Annotated in this window: 16 protein-coding genes; 1 reads left to right on the plus strand and 15 read right to left on the minus strand. The window is 40.2% G+C overall.

Going from position 1 to position 18,408, the window contains the following annotated elements:
* Positions 1-13 precede the first annotated feature (13 nt).
* The gene (locus H4J70_RS05245; protein WP_231907448.1) at positions 14-865 is read right to left on the minus strand and encodes a M23 family metallopeptidase; all 852 of its coding nucleotides are present in this window, start codon (positions 863-865) and stop codon (positions 14-16) included.
* Between the two features lie 80 nt (positions 866-945).
* Here H4J70_RS05245 and H4J70_RS05250 point away from each other — a divergent pair, with 80 nt between their 5' ends.
* Entirely contained in the window at positions 946-1,416 is a 471-nt protein-coding gene (locus tag H4J70_RS05250; RefSeq protein ID WP_182250730.1) for a DUF721 domain-containing protein, read from the plus strand.
* Between the two features lie 96 nt (positions 1,417-1,512).
* Here H4J70_RS05250 and lpxC read toward each other — a convergent pair whose 3' ends face one another.
* From lpxC to ftsL, 14 genes are all read right to left on the minus strand, one after another.
* Positions 1,513-2,430, minus strand: a complete 918-nt coding sequence (lpxC, locus tag H4J70_RS05255; RefSeq protein ID WP_070374771.1) for a UDP-3-O-acyl-N-acetylglucosamine deacetylase — start codon at positions 2,428-2,430, stop codon at positions 1,513-1,515.
* Between the two features lie 225 nt (positions 2,431-2,655).
* A complete protein-coding gene (ftsZ, locus tag H4J70_RS05260; protein ID WP_070374772.1) occupies positions 2,656-3,813 on the minus strand; it encodes a cell division protein FtsZ in 1,158 nt (385 codons plus the stop codon).
* A gap of 133 nt (positions 3,814-3,946) precedes the next feature.
* The gene (gene ftsA / locus H4J70_RS05265; protein WP_070374773.1) at positions 3,947-5,182 is read right to left on the minus strand and encodes a cell division protein FtsA; all 1,236 of its coding nucleotides are present in this window, start codon (positions 5,180-5,182) and stop codon (positions 3,947-3,949) included.
* A 5-nt stretch (positions 5,183-5,187) separates the two neighbouring features.
* Positions 5,188-5,979, minus strand: a complete 792-nt coding sequence (locus tag H4J70_RS05270) for a cell division protein FtsQ/DivIB (RefSeq protein WP_259366317.1) — start codon at positions 5,977-5,979, stop codon at positions 5,188-5,190.
* Complete coding sequence (locus H4J70_RS05275; RefSeq protein WP_070374774.1) at positions 5,979-6,920, minus strand: D-alanine--D-alanine ligase; 942 nt, start codon at positions 6,918-6,920, stop codon at positions 5,979-5,981. The genes H4J70_RS05270 and H4J70_RS05275 overlap by 1 nt, the downstream gene beginning before the upstream one ends.
* Positions 6,917-8,377 (minus strand): UDP-N-acetylmuramate--L-alanine ligase, encoded by a 1,461-nt coding sequence (gene murC / locus H4J70_RS05280; RefSeq protein ID WP_182221130.1) that lies wholly within the window; start codon positions 8,375-8,377, stop codon positions 6,917-6,919. The genes H4J70_RS05275 and murC overlap by 4 nt, the downstream gene beginning before the upstream one ends.
* A gap of 11 nt (positions 8,378-8,388) precedes the next feature.
* A complete protein-coding gene (gene murG, locus H4J70_RS05285; protein ID WP_070374775.1) occupies positions 8,389-9,495 on the minus strand; it encodes an undecaprenyldiphospho-muramoylpentapeptide beta-N-acetylglucosaminyltransferase in 1,107 nt (368 codons plus the stop codon).
* Positions 9,482-10,732 carry a cell division protein FtsW gene (gene ftsW / locus H4J70_RS05290; protein ID WP_259366772.1) on the minus strand — a complete coding sequence of 417 codons (1,251 nt, stop codon included), beginning with the start codon at positions 10,730-10,732 and terminating at the stop codon, positions 9,482-9,484. The genes murG and ftsW overlap by 14 nt, the downstream gene beginning before the upstream one ends.
* A gap of 41 nt (positions 10,733-10,773) precedes the next feature.
* Positions 10,774-12,195, minus strand: coding sequence for a UDP-N-acetylmuramoyl-L-alanine--D-glutamate ligase (gene murD / locus H4J70_RS05295; RefSeq protein WP_182213322.1), 1,422 nt, complete (start codon positions 12,193-12,195; stop codon positions 10,774-10,776).
* A 62-nt stretch (positions 12,196-12,257) separates the two neighbouring features.
* Complete coding sequence (gene mraY / locus H4J70_RS05300) at positions 12,258-13,340, minus strand: phospho-N-acetylmuramoyl-pentapeptide-transferase (protein WP_182213320.1); 1,083 nt, start codon at positions 13,338-13,340, stop codon at positions 12,258-12,260.
* Positions 13,334-14,746, minus strand: a complete 1,413-nt coding sequence (gene murF, locus H4J70_RS05305; RefSeq protein WP_182213318.1) for a UDP-N-acetylmuramoyl-tripeptide--D-alanyl-D-alanine ligase — start codon at positions 14,744-14,746, stop codon at positions 13,334-13,336. Before murF ends, mraY begins: the two co-directional genes overlap by 7 nt.
* Complete coding sequence (locus H4J70_RS05310; RefSeq protein WP_182250731.1) at positions 14,743-16,326, minus strand: UDP-N-acetylmuramoyl-L-alanyl-D-glutamate--2,6-diaminopimelate ligase; 1,584 nt, start codon at positions 16,324-16,326, stop codon at positions 14,743-14,745. Before H4J70_RS05310 ends, murF begins: the two co-directional genes overlap by 4 nt.
* Positions 16,319-18,097: a penicillin-binding transpeptidase domain-containing protein gene (locus H4J70_RS05315; RefSeq protein WP_182250732.1), complete on the minus strand. Its 1,779-nt coding sequence runs from the start codon at positions 18,095-18,097 to the stop codon at positions 16,319-16,321. Before H4J70_RS05315 ends, H4J70_RS05310 begins: the two co-directional genes overlap by 8 nt.
* On the minus strand, positions 18,094-18,408 hold the full coding sequence (ftsL, locus tag H4J70_RS05320; RefSeq protein WP_182213312.1) for a cell division protein FtsL: 315 nt from the start codon (positions 18,406-18,408) through the stop codon (positions 18,094-18,096). Before ftsL ends, H4J70_RS05315 begins: the two co-directional genes overlap by 4 nt.

Consider the following 18,408-nt stretch of genomic DNA (forward strand, 5'->3'; position numbering starts at 1 on the left):
ACATAAATTGTTTTTATTTTGCTTTTCTATATACGAACTTAATTGGATCTATTTGTGCATTATTGCGTAAAATTTCGTAATGAACATGAGGTCCAGTCGAGCGCCCCGTGCTACCCATACGTGCAATAATTTGTCCTTTGCTAACCACATCTCCTACTTTAACGAGTAAATTTTTATTATGACCATAACGAGTTTTTAATCCCCTACCGTGATTAATCTCGATAAGTTGCCCGTAGCCGTACCGGTCACTTGCCCAAGAAACAACACCTGAAGCCGTTGCAATTATCGCAGCACCTTCTTTACCTGCGAAGTCTACACCTTTATGTATCGCTGCTTTACCACTAAATGGGTCTTTTCGTACACCGTAATATGAAGAGAGCCAACCACCAATCATTGGTCGACCAGACAAATAGCTGCTACTTTCTATATGGTGACCCAAAGTCAAAGATTCAAGCGTAGTCAGTTGATTTTCTTCGTGGTGCAAACTTTCTTCTAGTGTTGATATTTCAGTTAACAACTCTGCCAGTGGCTTTTTATAATGGTTTTCACTCTGCAGCATAGGACCACCTGATGGCGGTAATTGTTGAAAATTAAATTCATTTTCTGGAATTGATGCTTCACTTGCTAAACGGTCACCTAAAGCATTCAGTCGTAACACTTGGCTTTGCAACTCAGCGAGTTTCATCGTTAGTGCGGTTAATTGTGGTTCAGTTAATTGCTGAGGATCTATCTTAGCGGGTGAATTCAAAGCATAGGGTACAGCTTGTGGCACGTCATCAGCAGAAAAAATCAAATGAACAACAAAGCCTGATATTAGCGCAAATACAGTGATCGCAGACAACCAATGCAACTTATTCAGCGTCATTGAAAATCTAACGTTCTTTCCACGATATAGTAGTGTTAAACTCATAATTACTTAAATACTATTCCAAAGTAGAGTGGTTAATGGCACGCAAAACAAGAAAACCTTCAGATATGTCAGAGCTCTTTCAATCATCGAAAGGCACTTTGGCACAAATAGCAGCAAAAACCAACTCTTTAACTATCTTGTCTGACATTGTACGCCAAACTTGCCCTGACCTGCCAGCAGATGTCTGGCATATTGCCAATTTTAAGCAAAATTCTTTAGTAATTGAAGTCACATCTGCTGTTTGGAGCCAAAGACTACAGTTTGAACGGATGAATATTTGCCGTGAACTGTCCATTGCTACCGACAAGGCTTTTGATCAAATTGAAATTAAGGTATCGCCTTATCGCAATAAAGTCGTTTATCAATCTGAAGAAAAACCCGCGGAGCCATTACATATCTCACAAAACACCGCTAACCAATTATTGGCTATTGCTAAAAACGCACCAGAGAGTTTACGTAAAAAATTAGAAAAATTGGCAAAACACGCTGACAAAAACGCCATATGATAATTTTGCCTAGATATGATTTATACCCTTTATCTTAAAATAAAAAACCAGTCATTTGACTGGTTTTTTTATTGAGTAACATTAGCAGTATCTTAATTAAAATGCTGCAGCAGTTACTTCTTGATATTGGATAGGAGACGGTGTTTCATCTTCGTAAGTCACCCATTCCCAACTTTCTTTTTGCTTAAAGACTTCTCTTAACAAGATATTATTTAAGCCATGTCCGGATTTAAAGGCATTTAACTCACCTAAAATGCTGTGACCACACATGTACAAGTCGCCAATCGCATCGAGTATTTTGTGTTTAACAAATTCATCGTCATAACGTAATTCATCTTTATTAAGCATGCGGTATTCGTCAAGTACAATGGCATTTTCTAAACTGCCACCTAAAGCTAAATCGTGAGAGCGAAGAAATTCGATATCACTCATAAAGCCAAAAGTACGTGCTCGACTAATTTCTTTAATAAAAGAACAGCTAGATAAGTCCATGCTCATCGTCTGACATGTTTTAGAAATAACAGGATGTTCAAATTCAATAGCAAAATTAATTTTAAAACCATGGTAAGGCTTTAATTCTGCCCATTTGTCACCTTCTTCAACACGAACAGTTTTCTTTATGCGAATAAAACGTTTTGCTGCTGCTAATGTTTTGATGCCAACCGACTGTATTAAATAAACGAACGGCAATGCGCTACCGTCCATAATCGGGATTTCAGGAGAATCTATTTCAACAATTAAGTTGTCAATACCTAAACCTGCGGCAGCTGATAACAAGTGCTCGACGGTGGAAATCTTCACACCTTGTTCATTGACTAAGCACGTACACAAAGTTGTCTCGCCCACAGCTTCAGGCGTTGCTGAAATTTCAACAATCGGATCTAAATCTATGCGGCGAAAAACAATACCAGTATTGGCTGGCGCAGGACGGAGAGTCAACTGCACCTTTTCACCTTTGTGTAAACCAACACCAACGGCGGTTACACTGTCTTTTAATGTACGTTGTTTAATCATAAATGCCTTATTAAGCTTTTACTAACCTTGAAATGCACCGTCCTCTTTCGACGGGCGCACAATATAGCAGAAAAACATAACAAAATCAAAATATCAGCTTTTAGCTTCACATTATTTTACACACAACTGTTCAACCAGCTGTACCCTAGTCACATATTAATTCGAATAATATTAGCGATTATATACACTATTTTTATTCTCTGATGACAAAATTAACCGTTCAAATTAGTCAGCTTGTTTACGTAAAAATGCCGGGATATCTAAATAGTTCTCGATATCTGCTGCAGTTTGTACTTGAGCATTGCTGTCTTGCATTGTTATCGGCGCTGTATTTACTTCTGCCTGTGGGCTAGCAATAAATTCTTGGCCAACGGCAATAGGTGCAACAGTAGGAGCTGGATTTACTAGTGTTATATCTGGCTTGCGATCAGCACCAATACCGGTTGCAACTACAGTTACACGTAATTCATTAGTCATTTCAGGGTCGATAACCGCACCAACAACAACCGTTGCATTTTCAGAAGCAAAGGCCTTTACTGCATTACCCACTGTTTCAAATTCATCGATACTAATATCCATGCCAGCAGTAATGTTTACCAAAATACCGCGAGCACCGGCTAGGTCAACATCTTCAAGTAATGGACTCGAAATTGCAGCTTCTGCAGCTTCTTCTGCACGATCAGGACCCGATGCAATACCAGAACCCATCATTGCTGTGCCCATTTCTGACATAACGGTACGCACATCGGCGAAATCGACGTTAATCAAACCTGGACGAGTAATTAGCTCTGCAATACCCTGCACAGCACCTAACAATACATTATTTGCGGCTTTAAAAGCGTCAAGTAACGACGTACCTGGGCCTAAAACTTTTAATAATTTTTCATTAGGTATAGTAATTAATGAGTCGACACTTTTTGATAATAACTCAATACCTTGATCTGCATAGTTCATGCGTTTCTTGCCTTCAAATGGGAAGGGTTTGGTAACAACAGCAACCGTTAATATGCCCATTTCTTTTGCAATTTCAGCAACAACTGGAGCAGCACCCGTACCTGTACCACCACCCATACCTGCGGCGATAAAGATCATATCAGCCCCTTGTAGAGTTTCTCTAATCGTTTCTCTGTCTTCTTCAGCGCTGCGACGACCTATTTCAGGGTTAGCGCCGGCACCTAAGCCTTTAGTAACATCTGCACCAAGTTGTAAAGTAACATTGGCTGCTGAATTACGTAATGCTTGTGAATCGGTATTTGCCGTAATAAATTCAACACCTTCAATGGTTTGACAAACCATGTGCTCAACTGCATTACCGCCACCACCACCAACACCAATGACTTTGATTACTGCTTCTTCGTTATGATCTTCCATTAATTCAAACATTTTTACTCTCTCCGATTTTTATGTTTTGTTCCACCAAAACGCGATTTAACTCTTACTTTTTACTTATCCACCATGATTGAGGTAGATGATAAAAATTTATTTACTCTTCTTATAACAAAGGTTTTAGTGAGGGTTAAAACTCACCTTTAAACCAAGCTAAGATACGCGAAGTAATACTAGCAATACCTTCACTTTTCTTACTCTCTATACTTTGTTGTTCATTGGCTTGCATACCGTAATGTAATAAACCAACAACCGTTGAGTAAGTTGAATCATCAACATACTCTTTTAAACCACTCATACCTTTTGGCTTAGCGACACGTACTGGCATTTGAAAAACTTCTTCAGCAAACTCAACAACACCTTCCATTTTCGCTGTACCACCGGTTAACACATAACCTGCGGCAATTTGATCTTCTAAGCCCGCTTCGCGAACTGCTTCTTGAATAAGTTCAAAAAGCTCTTGGTAACGTGGCTCAACAACTTCCGCTAAAGTGTGACGAGACATTGAGCGTGCAGGACGACCGCCAACACTCGGTACTTCAATGTTCTCTTCCATACTCACCATTTGTCGAAGCGCACAAGCATATTGCACTTTAATGTCTTCTGCGTGGCTTAACGGCGTTCTAAAAATTTTCGCAATATCACTGGTGACCTGATTACCGGCCACAGGTATAACCGCAGTGTGTCTTAAAGCACCGCCAGCAAATACCGCAATATCCATCGTACCTGCGCCCATGTCTACCACACAAATACCGAGTTCTTTCTCATCATCTGTCAGCACAGCATAACTAGATGCTAATGCTGAAAAAATAAGTTGATCGGCTTTTACTTCACAGCGCTCAACACATTTAACAATATTTTTAGCCATGTCGTTAGCACAAGTAACAATATGAACTTTGGCCTCCATTCGGACACCTGACATACCAATCGGGCTTTTTATCCCATCTTGGCAGTCAATACTAAATTCTTGTGGTAATACATGTAACATGCGTCGTTCCGCGGAAATCGGTACTGAACGCGCGGTATGTATTACGTTATCAACATCTTCTTGAATGACTTCTTTGTCATTGATTGGCACCATGCCATTTTCATTTTGACAACTAATATGCTTACCTGAAATACCTAAGTAAACCGAGCTAATTTGGCAATCGGCCATTAATTCAGCTTCGTTGATAGCACGCTGAATTGATTGAATAACCAAATTCAAATCATTAACGCCACCTTTATCCATACCTCGTGCAGGTTGATTTCCAACACCAACAATACTTAATTGATTGTCCGGTGTTATTTCACCAACAGCAACAGATATTTTCGACGTTCCTATGTCTAAACCTACTACCAAGTTTCTTTCGTTTACTTTTGACATTAAAGTTAAGCTCTTTGTTTATTCTCTGCGGTTTTCCAACCAACAGCGAGTCCAGTGTCATAACGTAAATCAACATAATCCACTTGCTGATTTTCTTCTTTTGTTTTCATTATTTGCGGGTAGACATTCATAAATCTTTGTACACGCTCAATTTTGTTTTCTCTACCTAAATTAAGCGTTATGCCGTTCTTCAGCGTTAACTGCCAAGAATGACGTTCGGTAAGTAACAATTCATCAATTGACAACTCACTAAACTTCAGCAACTTACTTAAATTAACAAAGTTACTTAAGGCAAGATCTTCACTGCCTTCAGGACCAAAAAATGCCGGTAATGCAGACTGTAAACGTGTGGTGTCTGCTTGAAATGCTTTACCGTATTGATTAATTAAAAAGTCACCATTCCATAAAGCAATCGGCGTTTGATCAACAACATAAATTTTCAGTTCATTCGGCCACTTTTTTCGTACCGATACCGAGTATACCCAAGGCAATTCAGCCACTTTCTGTTGTACGTGATTGACATCAACATTAAAAAAGTTTCCTAAGTTAACATCTTCAATCGCATTTTCTATATCTTGTCTATTGGTAAACGGCATTTCACCGCCAATAACAATCGACGTAACAGGCATTGACTCTTCAGATGACATTTTATTATTTAAAAACCAACTGAATGAAATAATAGTAACAATCACCAGCACAAAAAAAGTCACACCGAGCCAAAAAGACCAGTGTAATTTTTCTTGTTGCTCCGTCATTAATGGTGACAATGACGGTTGATTGCTACTAGTTATTGTCATTATTTATCTGCTAATTGTCCTGTGCTAATGGCAACTATTTTTGTTACCAGCTCACTAAAACTTAAGCCGTGTACCTTTGCTGCTTTAGGTACCAATGACGTTTCAGTCATACCTGGAACAGTATTGACTTCCAGTAGCTGCCATTTATTTTCATTGTTACGCATAACATCTACGCGCCCCCATCCTTTTGCACCAGTTGCTTTAAAAGCTTTAAGCGCTAATGCTTTAAGCGCTTGTTCATCTTCATCACTCAAACCAGCAGGACAATGATATTGTGTTGTCGTTGATTGATATTTAGCTTCGTAGTCATAGAACTCACGAGGCGTTTCCATATGAATGGCGGGTAACGCTTCTTCGCCTAAAATAGCCACCGTATATTCAGGGCCATTAATCCATGCTTCTACTAAAATTTGGTCATCATATTCAAAGGCAGTCGTTAATGCTTGGTGTAATTCATTGGCTGTTTTGGCTTTGGCCATACCAATACTTGAGCCTTCATTGGCTGGCTTAACCATGACCATACCACCGAGTGTCGCCAGTATTTTTTCTGCTTGAGTTTCTTGGTAAGCCTCTTTTTCGACAATAGCAAAAGGCGCAGTCGGTAATCCTTGCGCTTGAAACACTTGCTTGCTACGAATTTTGTCCATGGACAACGCAGATCCTAAGACATCAGAACCGGTATAGGGGATGCCCATATATTGTAAAGCCCCCTGCACACAACCATCTTCACCGCCTCGACCATGCAAAGCGATAAAAACACGATCGATATTTCGTTTAGTTAAGTCAGCTAAACAAAATCCTCGAGTGTCGATGAGTTCAACGTCAAAACCAGCTTGTTGTAGACCCTTGGTAATCGCTTTTCCAGAATTAAGTGATACTTCGCGTTCTGCTGAGTCGCCGCCATATAAAACAGCTAACCTTTGGTCTTTCAGTGCTTTCACTTTTTAGCCCCTTTAAGGTCAACATTTAGTAATGGGTTTATCATAATTTCACGAGCTATAACGCCAATAGTACCTGCGCCTTGTGTAATAACCATATCGCCGTCTTGTAATTGCGCTTGCAACAATTCTGCTAATATTTCAGCGCTACTAACATAGATAGGTTCAATTTGACCACGCTGGCGAATACTTCGCGCTAGGCTTTTACTGTCAGCACTGTTGATAGGCGCTTCGCCCGCCGCATAAACATCGAGTAAAAATAAGCAATCGACTTCAGATAACACTTCAACAAAGTCTTCGTATAAATCGCGTGTACGAGAGTAACGGTGTGGCTCAAAAATCATCACTAAGCGTTTTTCAGGCCAGCCATTTCTCATCGCTTTAATTGTTGCTTTAACTTCACGAGGGTGATGTCCATAATCATCGACTAAGATCATCTCACCTTTTTCTGTCGCTAAATTAGCCAATTGTTCAAAACGTCTACCGATACCCGCAAATTTTTCTAGAGCACTGACAATGGCCGCGTCGTCAACGCCTTCATCAGTTGCAACAGCGATACTCGCCAAGGCGTTCAGCACATTATGTTCACCGGGTAAGTTTACTGACATATTGATATCAGCAAAACCTTCACGCTGTACGGTAAAATGACTAACGCCACCATTTTGTTGAAAGTTTGTCGCTCGTACATCAGCATCTTCACTAAAACCATAGGTGATCACTTGACGACCCATTCTTGGAATGAGTTCACGCACAACATCGTTATCAATACAAACAACCGCTAAACCATAAAACGGTAAGTTATGTAAAAATTCGATGTAGGTATCTTTAAGTTTTTCAAAATCACCTTGGTAAGTCTCCATGTGATCTTCGTCGATATTAGTGATCACTGAAACCATAGGCTGCAGATGCAAGAATGACGCGTCACTCTCATCGGCTTCTGCAATAAGGTAACGACTTTTACCCAAACGCGCATTGGTGCCAGCGCTATTTAATAAACCACCAATCACAAATGTTGGGTCTAGGTCACCTTCAGCAAAAATACTTGCAATCAAACTGGTCGTTGTTGTTTTGCCATGAGTCCCCGCAATCGCAACACCATGGCGAAAACGCATTAATTCAGCTAACATTTCAGCACGACGTACCACAGGAATACGTAACGTTTGCGCATTCACCAATTCAGGGTTATCTGCTTTAATTGCCGTTGAAACAACAATAACACTCGCACCAACAATGTTATCTGCCGCATGACCTATAGTAATATTTGCACCTAACGCCATTAAGCGAGTAACAACTTGATTTTCGCCAATATCAGAGCCAGTAATTTGGTAGCCTTCATTTAACAATACTTCGGCAATACCCCCCATACCTGCACCGCCAATACCGACAAAGTGAATGCTTTTTACCCGGCGCATTTCTGGTAATTTAATAGGTGCAGTGTTATTGGCTATCTTGTTTCTCATTTTCTTACTCATTAGTTAACTAACTCCGCGCAAGTATTAGCAACACGGAGAGTTGCATCAACGTGAGCAGCATCGTGCGCCGCTTTCACCATCGACCTTACTACGCTGTCGGAAATAAAAAGGCTGTTAAGCATTTGCGCTAAAGTCGTACCGTTAAATTCTTTTTGTGGTAATAATTTTGCAGCACCACGTGAAACTAAATACATCGCATTTTTGGTTTGATGGTCATCAACGGCATGAGGTAAAGGCACAAAAATAGCAGGTTTGGCTGCCATAGCGAGTTCTGAAACGGTTAAGGCACCTGCTCGGCAAACAACAATGTCTGCCCATTGATAAGCGGCCGCCATATCTTCAATAAATTCAGTCACTTTAACTTTATCTTCTGACAAGCCAAACTTTTTATAGCTGGCCAGTACTGCTGTTTGATTATCACGACCCGTTTGATGCCAAACGTCAATATTTTGCAGTTGTATTTGTTTTAGCGCTTGTGGCACGGTTTCATTCAAAATTTTAGCGCCAAGACTTCCACCAACCACTAGTACTTTTTTACTACTACTTGGATTCTCGGGGATCACTGGCGTTAACGCGGTTATTTCTTTACGCAACGGGTTTCCAACCACCTGAAAGTCAATATTAGCGGTAAAAGCGTTTGGGAATGCACTCAACACTTTAGTGGCAATTTTCGCTAAATAACGGTTTGTCATGCCAGCAACCGCATTTTGTTCATGTAAAACTAAAGGGATCCGCATTAACCAAGCAGCAAAGCCACCAGGAGCACTTGCATAACCGCCCATGCCTAAGACAACATCGGGTTTTACTTTGCGTAATATCGCAATTGATTGTAAAACCGACTGTAATAATTGAAACGGTATTTTAACACGCTCTAACAAGCTTTTATTACGTACACCGGCAATATTGATAAATGAAATATCAAACCCATGCTCAGGAACAATTTTTGCTTCCATACGTTTTTCAGTGCCAAGCCAATGTATCTTCCAGCCTTGAGCTTTGAGCATTTCTGCCACAGCTATACCTGGGAAAATATGACCACCTGTGCCACCAGCCATCACTAATAAAGTGGGTGCTTTTTTGCTAGTTGTATTTTCAAATCCAGTCATATTGTTCACCCTCCTTATCATCTTTAGTTTTGGGTTTTACTACTATTTTATTCATTGCATTACTTTTTTTTATTTTGTTTTTCTTTGATTTTTTCTTAGTGGTCGCCTGAATACTTTGCAAACGTATCTCATGATCTATTCTCATCAAGATAAACACCGCCATGGTCATAATGATCATCGAGCTACCGCCATAACTTAATAACGGCATCGTTAACCCTTTAGTGGGCACTACACCTGCACTAGCACCAACATTGACCGCAGCTTGAAAGCTTATCCAAATACCAATAGCGTAAGCAAAAAAGCCTTCGAAATATTTTTCTTTTTGTAAAGCGGCTCTGCCAAGTAACAGTGCCTTGAGCACTAAAAACATACTCAGCATTAAGATCACGCTTATGCCAATAAAGCCAAGTTCTTCTGCAACAACCGCCATAACAAAATCGGTATGCGCTTCGGGTAAATATTCTAGCTTTTGAATACTATTTCCTAACCCTTGTCCAAAAATCTCACCACGGCCATATGCCATCAATGATTGTGTTAATTGATAACCACTGCCAAATGGATCTTCCCAAGGGTCTAAAAAGCCGGTAACTCGCGCCCAACGATAAGGAGAAAAATAAGCGAGCGCGGATAATAAACTAATGCCAACGCCAGATACACAAGCAAATTGCCAAAGTTTAGCGCCAGCTAAAAATAACAGACCAAAAGTGGTCACAAACATCACAACAATGGTACCTAAATCTGGTTGCATTAATAACAAACCACCAAGTACAGTAAAGACAACGAGTGGTTTAGCAAACCCTTTAACGTTTTCCATCACTTCATCACGACGTCGAACAAGATAAGACGATAAATAACAAAAGAAAAACAATTTCGCAGGCTCTGCCGCTTGTAACGTTATTGGACCCACAACAATCCAACGTGTCGAACCATTAACCGTTCGGCCAATCACTAACACCACAACTAACAGTAAAATCCCCAATAGCAGTAAATGCCCACTGTGTTTTTGCCAAAGACTCATCGGTACGCTCATCGTGACAACGGCCACCAACAAACTTATACAAATATAAATAAAGTGACGCTCGACAAAATGAAACGGGTCATTGAACAATCTTTCTGCTACAGGCATAGACGAACTGGCGACCATAATGAGACCAATCATATACATACTAATAGCGAGTAATAAGTACGTACGATCAAATGTAGCGCTGCTAGAACCTTGCTCTGCCGATAACCACATGGGTAGTTTTATATTATCGAGTTTAGAGAGAACTGATGTTGTCATGAGTTCTCCTCTGGCAAGCTTGGTGTTTTATTTTCTCCGCTCAACTTGTTAACCGCATTGACAAAGACTTCGCCACGTTCAGCAAAGTTCTTGAACATATCAATGCTGGCACAAGCCGGTGAAAGTAACACTACATCACCTGATTTAACGATATTGCCAAGGATATTAATCGCTTGTTCAATACGGGTAACTTTACTATTTTTTATCTTTGCTTTATTAGCGACAGCAGCCACTTCATCGCCGTCTTTACCTAAGGTAAAAACATGGCTAACATCTTTAGAAAAAACGTTAGTTAATGGGGAAAAGTCTGCTCCTTTGCCATCGCCACCCGCAATAACATATAAGTTGTTATCTACTGACATCATAGCGGCTAAGCCTTCAATCGCTGCTAGGGTTGCGCCAACATTGGTTGCTTTAGAGTCGTTAATCCATTGCACATTTTTATACGTTGATATCAGCTGACAACGATGTTCCAAGCCTTTAAATTCAACTAAATGTACTAACATCTCGTCAAGTGGCCAACCAGCACTATGACCTAGTGCCAATACCGCTAAACAGTTCAAGGCATTGTGTAAACCGGCAATAGGTAGTTGATTAACACCAATAAGCGGCTTTGAGCCAAACATTAATTGTCTTTGTCCATCAATCACCGACATGCCAAAATGACCGTCGAGTGCAACATCGCTACCAAACGAAAGTGACTTTTGCGCCTTACCAACAAGTTGAGTATTAACATCATCACGATTAGTAATAGCCGTTTGACACTGTTGATAAATACCTCGTTTAATCGCGGCATAGTTTTCTAAGGTTTTATGACGATCTAAATGATCATCGCTCACATTTAAAACAGTTGCAGCAATCGCCTTCATACTGCGTAATGTTTCTAATTGAAAACTAGAAAGTTCTAAGACTAAGCAGTCGAGTGATTTTTGCGATTGTTCTAGTACCGGTACTCCAATATTACCGCCTAGTTCAACTTTTTTACCCAGCCTTTGTCCGAGAAAAGCCAATAAAGACACCACCGTTGATTTACCATTTGAACCGGTAACAGCAAGAATAGCGGTGTTATTATTTTGACAATAAAGCTCAACGTCTCCAGCAACAATACAATTTTTGCTTATCTGCTTAGCAATGTCAGCAATACTGGTATCTACACCTGGGCTGACCAGTAAAACATCGGCTGAAGCGATCAGTGTTTTATCCCAGCCACCTAACGTTAACGCTGTATGTGGAAACTCTTGCTTAAAAACGTCAATATTAATGGCATTATCACGACTGTCATTTACCGAGCAAGTTAAGCCATTTTTTGCTAAATAACGCACACAAGACAACCCTGTTAACCCTGCACCGAGGACAACAATTTTTTGGGTTGTTAGCTGCGCTATCGCTAGCGGAGCTTGTGAAATTTTTTGCGTCATTTTATGCTTTATACCTACTTTAAATACTATTTTTTATTAAACGATTTATTAATCAATCATTGTTAGCGTAGTTTTAATGTCGCTAAACCAATCAATACCAGTACTAATGAGATAATCCAAAAACGGACAATAACTCTTGGCTCAGGCCAGCCTTTTAATTCGTAATGATGGTGAATAGGCGCCATACGGAAAATACGTTGGCCACGTAATTTATAAGAGCCAACTTGTAAAATAACTGACACCGTTTCCATAACAAAAACACCGCCCATAATGAACAACACTAATTCTTGTCGAACTAAAACCGCGATAACACCCAAGGCTGCACCAAGTGCTAAAGAACCAACATCGCCCATAAATACTTGTGCAGGGTAAGTGTTAAACCAGAGAAATCCCAAACCTGCGCCAACAATAGCCGTACAAACAACCACTAACTCACTCGCCATCGCAATGTGGGGAATATTTAAATATTCAGAGAAGTTTGCGTGTCCTGTCATGTAGGCAAAAATAGCAAAAGCGCCGGCGACCATTATCGTTGGCACTATTGCTAAGCCATCTAAACCATCAGTTAAATTAACTGCGTTACTGGTCCCAACAATCACAAAGTAGGTCATACCAACGTAAAAAATACCCAGTTGAGGTAATACGTCTTTAACGAACGGAATAAGTAAACTTGTTTCTTCGGGACTTTGAGCAAGAGAATATAAAAACAAGGCGGTCGCTAAACCCGCAACGGTTTGCCAAAAGTATTTCCAACGCGCAATTAAACCATTAGGGTCTTTGCGAATAACTTTTCGATAATCATCAACAAAGCCTATTAGGCCAAAACTGGTGATAACAAAAAGTACGACCCAAACATAGGTGTTACTTAAATCGGCCCAGAGTAAAACACTGACCACAATAGCGGCTAAAATTAACAGCCCACCCATAGTCGGCGTGCCGGTTTTCACCAAATGGCTTTCGGGGCCATCATCGCGAACAACCTGACCCACTTGCATATTTTGCAAGAAACGGATCAGCTTAGGACCAAAGTACAAAGATATAGTTAACGCGGTTAATGTACTTACAATGGCGCGAAATGTTAGATAAGAAAAAACATTAAAAAAACTGTAATACTGTGTTAAATATTCACTTAGCCAAACTAGCATGAACTTATCTCCGATGATTTATGTTCTGAAGTTGACGAAGAGAGTTCTAAATTTTTACGCCAGTTAATAATATCTTGCACTACATTTTCCATACGCGCACTACGTGATCCTTTGACTAAGATAGAGATCGCTTGCTGCTCATTTTCCAATAAAGAAGTTAAACAACGCATTAACGACACTCTGTCACTAAAATGTTGGCCATTAAAAGCATCAGCTGAACTTTGACTCAGCACGCCCAGCGTCAGTAAATCATCAATTTTGCATTGTTTAGCATAATCGCCAACTTCATGATGATAACCTCGAGCTTGTGCGCCCAATTCACCCATATCACCAAGGATAAGGATGCGTCGACCTGAGTAGCTAGCCAATAAATCGCTAGCCGCTTTTATTGATTCAACATTTGCGTTGTAAGTATCATCAATTAATTTAAACGTGGGTGTTAACTGATGTAAATTTAATCGGCCTTTCACCGGTGACATTTCAGCCAAGCCTAAACGAATATCGTCAAGGCTAGCACCAAATTCTAAAGCAATCGCAGCTGCAGCAACCGCATTACAAACATTGTGTTTCCCCGGCACCGTTAATTCAATGAACGTATTGCCAGAGTGAGTATTAAGCTTAAAGCCAGCACAACCTGTATCATCAAGTATTACATCACTTGAGAAACAGTCAGCAGCTTGTTCACATGAGAACGTTCTTACTTTTTTGTCAACCAAACGCCATTGCCATTTATTGGCAAATTTACAATCTTGGTTATATAGAGCAATGCCGCCACTGCTTAGGCCTTCAAAAATTTCACCTTTTGCACGTGCCACACCGCATAAATCGCCAAATCCCTCTAAATGAGCCGCGGCAATATTATTAATAATAGCAACATCAGGCTTCACTAATGCTGAGGTGTAAGCTATTTCACCCATATGATTTGCACCCAACTCAACCACAGCAAATTCGTGCTGTGACTCAAGGCGCAATAAGGTGAGTGGCACACCAATATCGTTATTAAAATTCCCTTTTGTTGCTAATACCTTGCCCAAGCGTGATAAAATTGCCGCTACCATTTCTTTTACTGTGGTTTTACCACTACTTCCGGTAATAGCAACCGTTTTAGGGGCAACTTTTTCTTTCACATAAGCAGCTATCTTGCCTAAGGCTTTATGCGTATCTTCAACAATAATTTGAGGAATACTCAGTTGGCAATCATCTTGAACAATCACGGCTGCACAACCTAATTCAATCACCTGATTCAAAAAACGGTGTGCATCAAAATTTGGCCCCTTGAGCGCAAGAAATAATTCACCCTTTGCTAATGCTCGACTATCGGTATTAATGCTATCAATAGTGATGTTTTCTCCAACGAGCTTACCATCAACGGCTAAAGCAATTTCAGCTAAGCATAATGGGATCATGAGATTGCTCCTGCAGTGTTACTTTGTTGTTGATAAACGTCATAAATGGCTTTAACCAATTCACGTTCGTTATAATTAATTTTTTCATTAGCTACTATGATGTAGTCTTCATGGCCTTTACCCGCAAGTAAAACCATGTCATCAGCCTTTGCTTTTGCCAAGGTAGCTTTGATCGCGGCTTCGCGGTCAAGTAAAACGGTAATTTTTTCAGGAAAAAGACACCCCGCGAGCATATCGGCAACGATATCTTCAGCTTTTTCTGTTCTTGGATTATCTGTGGTAAACACCAGATGATCAGCACCATTCTCGGCTGCTAGCGCCATTAGTGGTCGCTTACCTTTGTCTCTGTCTCCTCCACAACCAAACACCACCCATAACTCACCTTTACAATGGTGGCGACAAGCATGCAGTGCACTGACTAATGCATCGGGAGTATGTGCATAGTCAACAATAGTGGTTGCTTTATTATTAGCTTTAAATGTTTCCATGCGGCCAACAATCGGTGTTAATGCTTTAACCGCTAACGCGATATCATGTAATGAAATATTTTTACTCATCAATACAGCAATACCCGCTAATAAATTTTCAATATTGAAATCGCCCATTAGCACGCTGTCAATTTCTTGTTGACCAAGATGGGTATTCAAGATGAATTGAACACCATTAGCATGGGTTTTCATCTCACTGGCTTGGGCATAAGCTGAAAATTGAGTAACTGCGGCCGATTTACCATAAACAATAAGACTTTGCTTATTTGGCCAATGCGCTAACCATTGTTTACCTTGCTGGTCATCACCATTAATAATGGCTATTTGTTTGGCATCATGACTAAAAATTTGATATTTGGCGTCAGCATAGTTTGTCATGGTTTTATGATAATCAAGATGATCGCGTGTCAAATTGGTGAACACGGCAATATCAAGTAAATTTGCTATAACACGCCGCTGCTCAAGTGCATGAGAAGATATTTCCATAGCAACATTTTTACAATGATCTGCAGAGAACTCAGCCATTAACTGATGCAACTGTGTTGCTGCCGGTGTCGTGTTTTCAACGGTTTGTAGCGATTCAATTTGTCCAGCGCCATTAGTGCCTATAACCGCTGTTCTTTGTTGGCAACTCGCTAATAATTTTGAGATTATTTGACTGGTGCTGGTTTTACCATTGGTGCCAGTAATACCTATAATCGTCATATTATCTTGTGGACTTTGATAATACCCCTTAGCAAATGAAAATAACTTTTCATTGAGTTGATAGAAATAGACTTGTGCTATTTGTTTATCTGAATTTTCTGTCGTTAAATAAACAATTTCACCATGTTGGCTGGCATTGCTGCATTCAGCAATGATTAACCCACACTCTAATGATACGGCTTGGTTAATAAAATCATTACCATTTTGCTGATGGCCGATAATCGCACAAAAGACATCGCCCGCTTTTAATTTACGAGTATCATTAATCAAATCTCCACAATTCATTGGGAAATAAGCCCGTTCAGCCAATGCAGGTAACGGTAAATTAAACCGTTTAAAAACGTCAAATAATTGTGCTTGGCTCAATGAAAAAGTAAACTTAGGCATCGGCATGCTCCTGTTTTACTTTCATTGTTGGCTTGTCTTCACTGACCACAGGTCTTATATCAGCAACACGCTTTGCATCTGGGGCAATATTTAATACCCGCAATGCGCCTTTCATTACTCTTGAAAAGACAGGGGCAGCAACTTCGCCACCATGGTATAAATCGCCGCCAGGTTCATTAATAACAACAACAACCACAATCTCAGGATCAGAAATTGGTGCCATGCCAGCAAACAAGCCAACGTATTCATTGCCATAGCCACCAGCGAAAGCTTTAATTGCAGTGCCCGTTTTGCCACCAACACGGTAACCTTCTACCTTAGCATTTGGGGTATGCTCATTAACCACATTTTCTAACATGCCAACAACTTGTTCACTTGATTGCTCTGAAAAAATCCGTACATCTCGAAGTGGAATAGTATCCAAGGTATCTTTTTTGATAATAGTGAGCGGCTTTTTAGTGCCGCCATTAGCTAAGGTTGAATAAAAACGTGCTAGTTGAAGCGGGGTTGCCGCAACACCATGCCCCCAAGATAAGGTCGCTAATTCAAATTTCGACCAACGTTGGCGATCATGCATAATACCTGAACTTTCGCCAACTAAGCCAACACCCGTTTCTTCGCCAAAGCCAGCATCAAAAAATTTATTCAGTAAAAATTCTTTCGGTACTGAAAGTGCTAATTTTGTCGTGCCCATATTTGATGAATGCACCAAAATATCAGTAATACTTAATTTACCACGGTTAATAGGATCGCCAACTCTGCGGCCACCTAAACGCATCCAACCTGGACTGGTATCAATGATGCTGTCGGCTTTTACCGAACCAAACTCTAAGGCGGTTAATGCAGTTAAAGGCTTTAAGGTTGAACCCGGTTCATAAAAATCGGTGATCGCTCGATTTCTAAAACGATGGATCGCTGTGTTTCGACGATTATTAGGATTATAAGATGGGCTATTTACCAGCGCTAAAATTTCGCCTGTATGAACATTAGTAACAACGACTGAGCCTGATGTCGCTTTAAATGCTTTTACCGCACCTTTTAATTCTTTATAAGCGATGGCTTGAATACGCTGATCAATACTCAAAACGATATCTTTGGGCTGAGTAGATTCTTGCTCAGACAGTATTTCTATTTTACGGCCCTTAGCATCTTTACGGTATTGTTTTTCGCCGTCAGTTCCCGTCAGTAATTGATCGTAAACGCGTTCAACACCCTCGATACCTTTGTCATCTACATTGGTAAAGCCAACAACATGAGCGCTTATTTCTCCTGATGGATAAAACCGTTTTGATTCTTTTCGTAAATGAATACCCGGTATTTTTAATTCTTTAATGTATTTAGCCATTGCTGGCGATACTTTACGTTCAACATAAACAAAACGTTTAGTTGGGTTTTTAACAATACGTGAAGTTAGTTTGTTAACATTACGCCCTAAAACATCGGCAAGTGCTTGCCAATGCTCTTTCATTGCTAGCGCATTGTTGTCCATGATAATTTTAGGATCTGCCCACACGGTTTCAACCGGGACACTGATCGCCAGTTCACGGCCGTTACGATCGACAATTGAACCACGTTGTACGGTATGAGCAGCGGTACGTAATGAGCGCATATCTCCCTGTTTTTTCAACATGTCAGGTTCAATGATTTGAATATATGCACTGCGAGCCAACAAACCTGCATAAACAAACACTATTAGGCCGACCACAACGTAAAAACGCCATGCCACCGAAATTTGCTGTTTATCTACTTGTTTCTTCACTAACTTGCTCATTGTTGTTGAATGATAATTTCCGAATTTATATTCGGTCTTTTCATCTGTAATAATTTTCTAGCTTTGCTTTCTATCGTACTGTGCTCAGCTAGGCTATTTTGCTCTAACAATAAATTACGCCACTCAATATCTAACTCATCTCTTTCTGTTAATAATATTTCTAAACCACTGGTGGTTTGACGATTTAAATGGGTGAAGTAAATCACCGAAAATGCCGAAATAACCACCATAACTAACAACAGATATATAAATATATGTCGCTGAATGTCGTACCAAACTTCTAATGGCAATGCCATTTTTGAGTTTGCCAT

It is taken from the genome of Colwellia sp. BRX8-9, from assembly GCF_014077245.1.
Classification (GTDB): domain Bacteria; phylum Pseudomonadota; class Gammaproteobacteria; order Enterobacterales; family Alteromonadaceae; genus Colwellia_A.